Source organism: Nonomuraea sp. NPDC004702 (genome assembly GCF_053601695.1).
Genome location: NZ_JBSGCE010000141.1, coordinates 1 through 11,475 on the forward strand (window position 1 = coordinate 1; position 11,475 = coordinate 11,475).

At 69.2% G+C, this 11,475-nt stretch carries 6 protein-coding genes; 2 read left to right on the forward strand and 4 right to left on the reverse strand.

The genetic code is table 11. The features are described 5' to 3' along the window. The first annotated feature begins 508 nt into the window (after positions 1-508). Both ACWEJ6_RS53265 and ACWEJ6_RS53270 read left to right on the forward strand, forming a co-directional pair. Complete coding sequence (locus ACWEJ6_RS53265; protein ID WP_452433347.1) at positions 509-7,846, forward strand: LamG-like jellyroll fold domain-containing protein; 7,338 nt, start codon at positions 509-511, stop codon at positions 7,844-7,846. Positions 7,847-8,156: 310 nt separating this feature from the next. Further along, the gene (locus ACWEJ6_RS53270; RefSeq protein ID WP_452433349.1) at positions 8,157-8,426 is read left to right on the forward strand and encodes a thiamine pyrophosphate-binding protein; all 270 of its coding nucleotides are present in this window, start codon (positions 8,157-8,159) and stop codon (positions 8,424-8,426) included. Here the strand turns inward: ACWEJ6_RS53270 and ACWEJ6_RS53275 are convergent, their stop codons facing one another. The 4 genes from ACWEJ6_RS53275 to ACWEJ6_RS53290 all read right to left on the reverse strand — a co-directional run bounded on the left by ACWEJ6_RS53275 (position 8,427) and on the right by ACWEJ6_RS53290 (position 11,301). After that, positions 8,427-9,239 carry a cytochrome c biogenesis CcdA family protein gene (locus tag ACWEJ6_RS53275; protein ID WP_452433350.1) on the reverse strand — a complete coding sequence of 271 codons (813 nt, stop codon included), beginning with the start codon at positions 9,237-9,239 and terminating at the stop codon, positions 8,427-8,429. Continuing rightward, on the reverse strand, positions 9,232-10,011 hold the full coding sequence (locus ACWEJ6_RS53280) for a DsbA family protein (RefSeq protein WP_452433352.1): 780 nt from the start codon (positions 10,009-10,011) through the stop codon (positions 9,232-9,234). The genes ACWEJ6_RS53275 and ACWEJ6_RS53280 overlap by 8 nt, the downstream gene beginning before the upstream one ends. Positions 10,012-10,186: 175 nt before the next feature. Next, positions 10,187-10,528, reverse strand: a complete 342-nt coding sequence (locus ACWEJ6_RS53285; RefSeq protein WP_452433353.1) for an FAD-dependent oxidoreductase — start codon at positions 10,526-10,528, stop codon at positions 10,187-10,189. Beyond that, positions 10,519-11,301: a hypothetical protein gene (locus tag ACWEJ6_RS53290; RefSeq protein WP_452433355.1), complete on the reverse strand. Its 783-nt coding sequence runs from the start codon at positions 11,299-11,301 to the stop codon at positions 10,519-10,521. Before ACWEJ6_RS53290 ends, ACWEJ6_RS53285 begins: the two co-directional genes overlap by 10 nt. Positions 11,302-11,475: the final 174 nt, after the last annotated feature.

Below are 11,475 nucleotides of genomic sequence, written 5' to 3' on the forward strand. Positions count from 1 at the left end.
CCGCGCTCGAATCCGTTCCCGCGGTCATCCGACGCGGCGCCGTTTCCCTGCATCACTCCGTCGATGGTGACCTGAGTCATGGTCGTCAGCTTCATCTCGCGGTTCCTTCGCCGTGGCGCCGCCCCCTGCGGGCGGCCTCACCCCTGCTACGAACACCACCGCCCCGACCCGACACCGCCTCCCGGATTTCTTTGCAGAATTTCCGGGACGCCGACCGTCAGCGATCCGACACACCGACGCGGACACCAGCGGCGAACGCATTGGATGCGGAGAATTTCAACGATGGCGCGGGGGGCGACGCTGGGACCGAATCAGACGCTGGAACTGCGCCATGGCGTTGACCTGGCAGGATCCGCTTCGGTAGAGCAAGCCGTCGCTGTGACGCCAGGACGCTCGAAGCGTGGAGCGGGGCGCATGCGATGGCCGGATATGGCCACGGTAATACATTGACCTAGCGCTAGCTTCCGATCATCGTCAAGGGTGCTTCGGCGGGCGAGGAGGGGTGGTCATGGCGGCTGGGGATGCGATGGTCAAGGTGTACGGCGACCGCGCTTACAAGTACGTGGCGATGGTTCGCCATCAGGGCACCACTGTGGCGTTGGCGATGGACGCGGCGCGGCGGATCGTCTACAACGTCCTGAATCTGGCCAAGCAGGATCCGGCCAAGGGAGAGTTGGACGCGGCCTACTGGGCCGACAACCCGGCCGAACTGCCGTTCCCGCGCGAGATCACCGAGGTCGGCTACGCGATCGCGGGCGCCACGATGATGCCCACGGTCAAGCGCGGCGGCCGCATCGAGGCGGGGAAGGACGAGCAGCTCGAACCCGACGAGATCGACTCGTTCCTCTCCACGACCGCGCGACTGTCGGCCGCTGCACCGTTCCAGGTGCTCTCGGACGGCAGCTACGTGATCGTCCTACGCCAGTCGATCGGCGACGGCCACGGCGACTCGGTGTTCAAGCTGACCGGCGGCGGCTGCTCGGCCGACGCGGCCAGGAAGGACTACGTGCTCAGCGGCGGCAAGCAGGTGCCGCTGGTGCGTGACACGCTGCTGGTCGACCGGTTCCTGCTGGTCGACGGCAAGCTCAAGCCGGTGCTCGAAGTGCGCTACCGGCGCAGCCGTCACGCCACCAAGCCTGACTCGGCCAAGGACACCCTGGGCACCGAGGATATGGAAGGGCGGCCGTTCTACGAGCCGACCAGGGAGTTGTCCTTCATCAGGAACCTGAAGGAGGGCCGGTTCACCGCGGTGCACGTGCCGACCGCGACGAACGAGATGTGGCGCTGGCAGGTGTTCGCGCACAACGACGCCACGGGACGCGTCGACTCCTTCAACGTCGAGCGCGGCGCCGACGGCTGGTTCAACACCCAGGGCACCCGCTTCTACACCAGCCCCGACGCCAAGTACCGCGACGCGGTCTTCGAGCGCAGCCCTGGAACGTGCCCGTTCACCAACCGCGAGCTGGTGCCGGTCGCGGGCGCGACCGGTCACGCCGAGACCGCGCTGCTCTTCGACGGCAAGGCCGGCCGCGTCGACCTGGGCAGCCCGGCCGCCCTGGCGTTCGGCGCCGGGCCCTACACGATCGAGGCGTGGATCAAGCCGGCTGCCCACGACGGGCTCGTCCTGGGCAAGGGCGTGGCCTGCCAGTTCGGGACGCGTCAAGACGGCACGCTCTTCCTCGCGCACGACGCCGTGCCCTTCTCCGTGGCCACCACCGACACCGTCACGCTCAACGAGTACTCCCACGTGGCCGCGGTCTTCGACGGCGCCGACGCGACCGTGTACATCAACGGGCGGCCGAGCACCACCGTTCGCCTGCCGTACCGGGCCGGGAAGGCCGCGCCGGTCCTGATCGGCGCGACGGAAACCAACGGCCAGCCGAGCAAGCTCTTCAACGGGGAGATCGACGAGGTCCGCATCTGGGACCGCGCGCGCCCGGTGGCGGAGCTGAAGCGCGATCTCGACCACCGCCTCATCGGCAACGAGCCCGGCCTGGTCGCCTACTACCGCCTCGACGAGGGCCTCGGCACCGTCGTTCACGACCAGAGCGACAACGGCCTGCACGGCACGGCGCACTCCTCGGTGTGGGTGGCGTCGCAGGCGCCCGTGGGCGACCACCCGGGCGTGCGCCGCGACAGCTTCACCGTCAAGGGCAGGAACGTCGCCTCCGGGCTGGCCTCCGTCGTCTACCACCAGCAGCAGTCCACCACCACCGGGTACGGCACCGCCCCCAAGCCGGTCAAGATGCACACCCGTGTGCTCCTGGCCTTCGCCACCAAGGCGACCGGCGACAAGGAGGCCCAGGTGGCAACCCTGGACTTCGGCGTGGGCCGCGACGGACGGCTGACCCAGGTGAACGACGTCCTCGACCTGCCGGTGCTGCAGCGGCCCCCGGCCAGCCAGGATCTGGACGCGATCAGCGTGCTGGAGCAGCGGGTCGCCTCGCTGGAGGCCGAGATCCTGAGCCTGCCCAAGGACATCGACGAGCTCAAGGCGGATGCCGCGAAGGTGTCCGAGTACACCGACAAGCGCGACGTCCTCGCCGGTCTCGTCAGGTCTATTCAGACGACCATCGACCGGCTGAAGGACAAGCTGACGTCCTGGCGGTATCGGCTGCGGTTCAACCACAGCATGGAGACCTGGCAGGAGCTCTACATCACGGTCCGGGGCGACAGCCTCGACAACGAGGCCCCCCTGAGCAAGGTGGTCGACGGCAGCTCGCGTTCCGGCCTGTGGGTGTTCGAGGAGACGGGCGAGACCCACAACGGCCGGACCGTCTACTTCATCAAGAACGTGCTGTCCGGCAAAGACATGAATGTGCAGGGCGACAGCACCACCGACGGAGCGTCCATCATCCAGTACCAGCGGATCTTCAAAGCGAGCTGTCAGTTCTACTTGGTGCCGGATGGTGACTGGGTCAGGATCTTTGCCCGCCACACCAACTTTGCGATCAGCTCCGCACAGGGCAGGGTCAGCCAGATGCGGGCCGCCACGATGATGGAATTCGGCCAGATCAAGATGATCCCATCCGGCATGGTCGACGGCTGGGAAGAGCGGCTGAAGGACGCCGAGCTCCAGTTGCAGAGGGCCCAGGCCGCCCTGGACACGGCGCTCAGGGCGCAGACCAGGATCGAGGAGCTGGACCGCCGACTGACGGCCAAGAAGGCCGATCTGACCAAGGTCAGCGCCCAACTCGCCGCGATGACCGGCGCCGCCAAGGGCGACCCTGACCTGACCGTGAACCTGCCGCTGCTCGACCTCGACCGCACCGGTCTGAGCTGCTCCGGCGCCCTGCTGGGCTTCGCCCGCTGCACCGACGCGCCCACCTTGCTGGACAGCGCCAACGGCAATGTCGTGCTGTACTACCGAGGCGCCAATGACCAGTTCTTCGCCGCCTACCTGGACACCCAGGTCAAGCCGTCGGTTCAGGAACTGGTCAGCGGCGGCAGCGCGGTCCTGTTCACGGCCAAGGACGCGGCCGTCAACCTCGGCTCGTTCACGATCACGGTGACCGACGGCGACGCACCGAGCCGCTGCGACCTGACCATCACCGCCGGTAATGAGACCGAGGTCTGGAAGTCGCTGCCGCGCGACACCGCGCGCATGGCGGCCATCCTCGCCGGAACCGCGGCCGAGCCGGTCAAGCTCGGCTTGATCACAACAGCGGCCCGCGACACGATGACGCTGGCCGAGCCGCTGGTGGTCGACGTGCCCGAGCGGGCCCACCTCATGATCGGCACCGGGACCGGGTTCCGCGCGGCCTCCCCGCACGCCGTGGGCGAGAAGACTCTCACCCTGGCCCCGGGCGGCGGGGCGATCAGGTTCCCTGCGCAGGTCTTCCTGATCGCCTACGACTACGACCAAGCCACCTGCACCCGGCAGGGGGCGACGCTGTCGTCGGGCTCGCGACTGCTCACCCTCACACCCGGGAGCATCACCAGCATGCCGAACGGCAAGGCCAGGAAGCTGGTCACCGGGCACGGCAGCCGCTGGCGGGGCGAGATGCCCGGCCGCACCTACTCCTTCGACGGCCGCCAGCAGCACCTGCGCCTGCCCGCCACCCAGCTCGACCGCGTCACGACGACCGGCGACCTGACCATGGAGGCCTGGGTCCACGCCTCGCCCGTGTCCGGCACCGCCAGGATCCTGAACGCCAACGCCGGCGGCTCGCAGTACATGCTGGCCCTCTCGGAAGCGCCCCGGATGACCGCGCGAGTGTTCAAGGGCGCCCCCGAGGACACCTACGAGCTCGGTGACGGCATCGACCTGGCCGGGCGGGACTTCACCATCGAGATGTGGGTCCGGCGCAGCACCGCCCGTAAGGTCGTCGAACCACTGCTGGTCCACGGCGAGATGGGCGGAGCGCAGAACCGGACCCTGCACCTGCAGATCACCTCCGACAACTCCTTCGGCTTCTGCCTGTTCAGCGACGACCTGCACAGCCCCGCGAGCGCCCCGGATCTGAACTGGCACCACTGGGCCGCCGTGTACGAGCACGCCACCCGCACCCAGATCATCTACCGCGACGGCGTCGAGGTCGCCCGCCGCGTCTCCAACGCTCCGTACGCCGGCAAGGGCCCGATGCGCTTGGGCGTCAGGAACTTCGACACCGAGTACCTGAGCGGCGAGATCGACGAGGTGCGCGTCTTCGGCCGGGCCAGGACCGAGGCCGAGATCACCATCGAACGCAACCAGCGGCTGTCCGGCCGCGAGCCCGGCCTGCTCGGCTACTGGACCTTCCCCGGCCCGTCGGCCGTGCAGTCCCCGATCAAGGGCCACCAGGTGCTGGCCGGGGTCGGCAACCGGATCCTCCGCAGCCGCGACGTCTTCCCCTGCGGTGAGTGGGCGCACCTCGCGGCCGGTTTCGAGCAGTCGTGGGGCATCCAGTTCTCCGGCGGCGCGTACCTGGAGGTCGACAAGGACGAGGCGCTCGACCTGCCGGAGGATCTGACCATCGAGGCGTTCCTCAAGGTCGACCGGCTGGGCCAGCGCATGGGGCTGATTTCCAAGGGCGAGACGGAGATGGGGACCGGGGTGCCGTACCAGCTCTGCGTCCAGGGGGACGGCAAGCTGCAGTTCTCCTTCGTGGAGCCCGACGGCAAGGTCGTGCGCTTCACGTCCAAGGGGGCGATCGGCGCGAACGCCTTCCATCGGGTCGCCGTGGTCCGCCAGGGACGCCAGGTCGCGGTCTCCTCCGTGGCCCAGACGGCCGACTCCCAGCCCTGGACGGACATCCGCTTCTACATCGACGGCCAGGGGGCAGGCGCCGAGAGGTACACCGGCCCCGGTGCGCAGGGCAACTCCGGAGGCCTGACGATCGGGCTGGCCCGCGACGCGGGCAAGGTCTCCGCGCTGTCCGGCTCGCTGGGCGAGGTCAGGCTGTGGCGGGTGGCCCGCAAGGACGCCCAGATCGGCCAGGCCGTCACCGGCCACGACAAGGGCCTGGTGGCTCGCTGGGGATTCGAGGAGAACACCGGCAACGTCACCTTCGACGACGGCAACACCTACCCGGCTCGCCTGCGCCGCGCCGTCTGGACCGTCGACCCCGACCAGAACGCCAGCAGGCTTCGCGTGTACCGCAACGGCGAGCTCATCACCTGTGACCCGGCCCCGGGTGCCGGCGACTACGGCGACCAGCAGCTCACCCTGGCCGCCCGGCTGTCCGGGGGGACGGTGAGCGAGCCGTTCGGCGGCAAGCTGGAGGAGGTGCGCCTCTGGCGTACCGTGCGCACCCCCGAGCAGATCCTGGACAGCCTCTTCACCCGGCTCCAGGGCGACAAGCAGGACCTCATCGCCTACTGGCCCTTCGACCGCGACTCCACCACCGACGCCTCCAAGCAGATCCGTGACGAGGGCCTGCGCGGCAACTCCCTGGACTTCCCCGCGTCCCGTCCCACGCTGATGCTGTCCAACGCGCCCATCTCCACCGACAGCTCCCAGGTGCGCTCGGCGCTGGCCGCCATCCGCACCCCGTTCCACGACACGATCACCTCGTCCCCGGCCGTGGGCGAGTACGCCGACGCGCAGCGCACGGCCAAGGGCGTGTCGTTCGGCGTGCTCAAGCGCTGCTACGGCTACCTGCGTGACGGGCGATGGCATCTCGTCACCGGGTACAAGGTCGGCAGCCTGGTGTCGGAGTGGGTGGGCCAGGTTCAGTTCGACCCGCAGCTCATCGGCTACATCGAGAGCGCGCCTCCGGTGCCGTCGGAGAACCTGACCGGCGCGGACTCGTGGGCCGGCGCCTCCAGCGTCGAGTTCAACGAGGCCAACCAGGTCGTCTACAGCCTGTCGTCCAACCGCACCAGTAGCATCGACTTCGCCTTCAACGTGGCCTTCAGCGTCAACAACGCCGAGAACCTCCTGTCGATCACCGCGCCCGGAGGCGTGGGAACCGCCACGCCGATCGCGAAGGTCACCCACACCGGGAACTTCAAGTTCGGCCTTGAGTTCTCCAACGCCTGGTCGAGCGAGGCGAAAGTGTCGCAGGGCGTCAACACCACGCGCGCGTCCAAGCTGCGGCTCACCGGCCATCTGGAGGACGCCACCAAGGTGCTCAACTCCGCCATCGGCCGCCGCTACGTGCCGGCCAACATGGGATACGCGCTGGTGCAGTCGGAGACGGCCGACGTCTTCGCGCTGCGCCTGGCCCACACGGGCGCGCTGGTCGCCTACCGGATGCTGGCCAATCCCGACATCCCCAAGGACTGGAACATCATCTCGTTCCCGGTCAACCCTCGCTACACCAAGCAGGGCACCTTGGACGGCGCGGTCGGCTTCAACGACCGCGGCAAGGTCTGCGATCCCGACTATCCGACCGCCATCGACTACGGGCAGTACAGCTTCTTCAAGCCCCGGGAGGCCTACGCGCTCAAGCGCAGGATCATCCGCGAGCAGGAGCGGTTGCGCGCCTACTACGAGGGCGTCTCCACCGAGACCCACCACGCCGACCCCACGGGCAAGCAGGCCCGTAAGGTCCTGCGCGCCATGGGCATCAGCGAGCCGCCCGCCCCGCCCGCGCGGGACGCCAGCCCCAACCCCATTCCCGAGGGCTTCTCCCACCGCGACCTGGTCAACACCTACGTCTGGACCGCCCAGGGCGGCTTCTTCGCCGAGACCACCCAGGCCACGGACGCGGTCACGGAGACCCATACCGGCTCCTACTCGTTCAAGGCCACGCTGAGCGCCGCCTACGAGGTGGGCTTCGAGATCAAGGGGAAGGGCGCGACCTTCGGCTTGGAGGCGTCCTTCGCCGGCGGCACCTCGGTGACGCGGGCCAGGAGCAAGGATGCCAGCCGAGGCTTCGGCCTGACCGTCGAGTGCGCGCCCTCGGGCGACCTGCAACGCTACGACAACGGCAAACCCGTCTTCAACGCTCAGGGCAAGCCCGTGCTCGTGCCCGGAAAGGTGGACGCCTACCGCTTCCTCACCTTCTACCTCGGTGAGAGCAGCGCCAACTTCGACGACTTCTACAACAAGGTCGTCGACCCGATGTGGCTGACGAACAGCAGCGAGGCCAACGCCGCCGCGCTGCGTCAGGCTCGCCAGTCGGTCGCCAAGCCGCCCTGCTGGCGGGTCATGCACCGGGTGACCTACATCAGCCGGGTGCTCCCGCCCGTGCCGCCCCCCGGCGCGCCGCCGCTGGAGAAGGCGATCAGGGCGGAGAACATCGACAGCAACTACGAACTGATCCAGCGCCTGGATCCGTACGTCCGCACCTCCGCGACCCGCGCGTCGGACCTGGCGGTCGCGACCCGCGCGGCGCTCGCCGCGCGCCTGCCCGAACTGCTGCCGCACGCCGACGACGTCATCGCCTATCTGGCCCAGTACTACGGACTGGACCTCTGATTCCACCACCTGCCGCCCCTCCTGGTCCGGGGGCGGCAGGTGCCACATCTCCCATGGTTTCTGGCGTACTCCGGCCGGACCCGCATCACGTGAGATGTGACCTGTGGCGGGCACGTCCGCCGAGCAGGTACACGGCCGGCAGAGCCACGATCATGGCGACGTTTCGCGGCTTGGTGACGGCGGATCTGATCTTGCTCATGGCCTCCCGGGCCATGAGAGCGCCACCAAAGCGCCATCGAAGCCCATGACCTGTATCGGGCGGGGAATTGGGGGTACCGCGCGCTTCGACCGAGAGATGATGGGGGCCGGCATGCCCGAGATCGTGGACGAGAGCTTGGCCATCCGGCTGGTCGAGTGGGGTGCGGACACCGTGTTCGGACTGCCGGGCGACGGCATCAACGGCCTGATGGAGGGCTTTCGGCGGCAGCGCGAGAATCTCCGGTTCGTCCTGGTGCACCAGGAGGAGGGCGGCGGCGTTCATGGCGTTCAGCTGCCGTACCCAGCTCGACCAGAGCGACGTCCGCCGGCCGTGCGATGTCTGCATGTCTTGCCCGTTTGTGGCCAGGGAGGGTCCGCGTGATCATTTCCCTGTTTTTCGCAGCCGCCGAACAATGAGTACGCCCAGAGCGACTCCTGCTCCCGCGACCACCAGCAGATCCGGCACCGATACGGCTGCCGCCGCCTGCTGGAGGCCGGCCTCCCATGCCTCGGGGATCGGCATCGTCAGGGTCCGGGTGCCGTCGAAGGCCAGGAAGAGCACGCCGAGGACGATGAAGACAAGCCCGGAGGCCACGGTCGTGGTGTGCAGGCGCAAGCCGCCGAGCCGCAGGCCACGGCCGCGCAGCCAGCGCCGGCGGCCGAGGTCGAAGCGCTGCCACACGAGGGCCAGAGCCAGCAGGGGCGCGGCCATGCCCGCCGCGTACAGAGCCAGCAGCACGGCGCCGCGCAGCGTGCTGCCGGACGCGGCGGCGATGGTGAGCACCGCGCCGAGCACCGGCCCGGCGCAGAACCCGGCCAACCCCGAGACGGCGCCCAGCGCCAGCACGGCACCAGGCGAGTCCCCGCGGACATGGCCGCGCAGCCGTTCCAGCGGACCGATCGCCCAGCCCTGCCCCGTCAGCTGCAGCACACCGAGCAGGATCAGCATCACTCCCGCTGCCGTGATCAACACGTCTTGGTGGCCGTAGAAGAACCCGGTGACCAGTGCGGAGCCCATCCCCAGCGGGACCAGCACCGCGCACAGGCCCAGGTAGAACAGAAGCGTGCGGCCGACCAGGGCGGCATTCCCGGGGAAGGCATAGGCGAAGAAGGCGGGCAGCAGCAACGCACTGCACGGGCTGAGGAGGGCGAACAGCCCACCCAGGAAGGCAGCGGCGTACCCGACCTCACTCATGGCGGGCCTTCTCGATCTGCTTGACGAACTCCGACAGCGGCTGGGCTCCGAAGAAGAACGTGCCGTTGATCAGGAACCCCGGGGTGCCGGGCATGCCGAGCTGGGCGCCGAAGGCGAAATCCTGCTCCACCGCCTCGCGCAGGGCCGGATCACGGCGGTCGGCGTCGAAGGCGGCCATGTCGAGGCCGATCCTGGCCGCCAGCGAGCGCAGCTTCTCCTCGCCGAGGCCACCGGACTGGTCAGCGTAGACCGCGTCGTGGAAGGCCCAGAACTTACCTTGCCGAGCCGCCGCGCGTCCGGCGATCGCGGCCCGCATGGACTGGCTGCCTTGGGCTGGGAAGTCGCGCCAGAACAGCCGTACGACACCCGTGTCGATGTAGCGGCGGCGCAGCTCGGGCTCGATCTCGCGGGCGAATCTTCCGCAGTTCACGCACTTGAAGTCGCCGAACTCGACGATCGTGACGGGCGCCGACGCCACACCGCGGGCCAGGGAGTCATCGATCGGCGGAACCGTCGGCCCCTCCCAGGTCGGCGTCGGTTGCGCGGACTCCTCCGACGGCTCGACGGTGTGCGTCGCGCCCGCGTCCGGCGACTCGGCGATGGCCGGTGCCGACTCAGTGACGGCTACCGGGCCGACGCCGGAACCGGAGTCCGGAGGCCGATCCAGTGCGGCGACCGCCAGCACACCCAGCACCACCGCTGCCGCCGCCGTCATGGCCAGCACCCGGCCACGCGGACCGAGACGGGTCCGCTCGACAGGCTCTTCTCTCACGTGCCCCGTCCTTCCTGATATCAGGGACAGGATCTCGCAGTCCCGGCACGGGCGAGGACACAGGTGTCAGCAGCGGCACAATGCCGGCGGTTTCCTGGGACCGTCGCCCGGCAGGCAGAATGCGGACGCCAAGCAAGAACCGAAAGAGGGAAAGGTCATGAACCGCCCTGCGGCGCTACGCGACCACCGGTCTGGTGGGGGTGCCGGACGCCTGACGCGTGACGTCGGCGAGTTTGACGTCCTTGCCGGCGAGGATGGGCGTCACGTAGCCGGAGACGAAGGACACCCGGGTGAGGCCGAGCATAATGCGCCGGACGCGTAAATCCATCGGCGAGGAGGGCAGGAACCAGCGTGCCATCGACCGGGCGTTACGTTGTTTCCCCTCGACCACGGGCCGCCGCAGGCGCTCGAAGTCGGCGGTGGCCCGCTCGATGGCCGGTACGCGCGCCAGCCTGTCGGCGCGCAGGAAGGCGCCGGCGATGCCGAGCGACGCGCCCTGTCCGGCGATCAGCGACACGGCGTAGGCGGCGTCTCCCAGCAGGACGACGCGGCCGGCGCTCCACTCGGGCATCTCGATCTGCGGTCGTAGCAGATCTCCCCAGCCGGCGGGCACTGCTCCAGCGCGCGTGGCGTCACCCAGCCGAGGCCGGTGCAGGCCCGCTGGATCGCCTCCCGCGGATCGTCCTGGAGCGTGGGGTCGGCGCTACGGTGCACCGCGAACGCGGCGACGCGGCCGTCACGCAGAGCGTAGAAGGCCATCTGCCGGTCGACCGAGTCGGTGCGGCAGGACGCGCGCCTTGTGGCAGCATGCACGTCCGGCGCGTCGAGGGTGAACGCCGCCGTGTGCAGGCCCAGGTAGCGTAGGTAGCGCTCCTCCGGCCCGATGACCAGCCGGCGGACGGTCGGATGGATCCCGTCGGCGCCCACGAGCAGATCGGCCTCCAGAACAGTGCCGTCCTGGAGGGTCACCATCACACCGCCGGCGCGGTTGGCCACGCCGGTCAGGGCCGCGCCATAGCGCAGCTCGACCTTGGGCGGAAAGCTCTCCCGCAGTACCGCCTCGATGTCCGGGCGGAGGAGGCTCATGAGCATGCCTCGCGAGAAGCTCTTGGTCCGGAGCGTGGCGCGGGGGTTGCCGTTCCGGTCGACCAGATGCCCCTCGTCATAGTGGTAGGCCACCCGTTCGAACGCGGCCAGCAGCTCAATGGCCTCGACCGCCTCCAGCTCCGGACCGAAGAAGTCGATCATGTATCCCTGACTGCGAGGCCCGGAGGCCCGCTCGACCACCACGGCCTCGCCCCCCTGGGATGGCGAGCTGGTGCGCCAGGGCAAGGCCGCTGATGCCCGCCCGAGGCAGACGGACGAGACCGCGGCTCCGTCACATCAGGTAGCGCAGCCACAGATACGGCGCCACCAGGGCGACGGTGACAACGGTGACGATCAGGCCGTACTTGGTGAACTGCC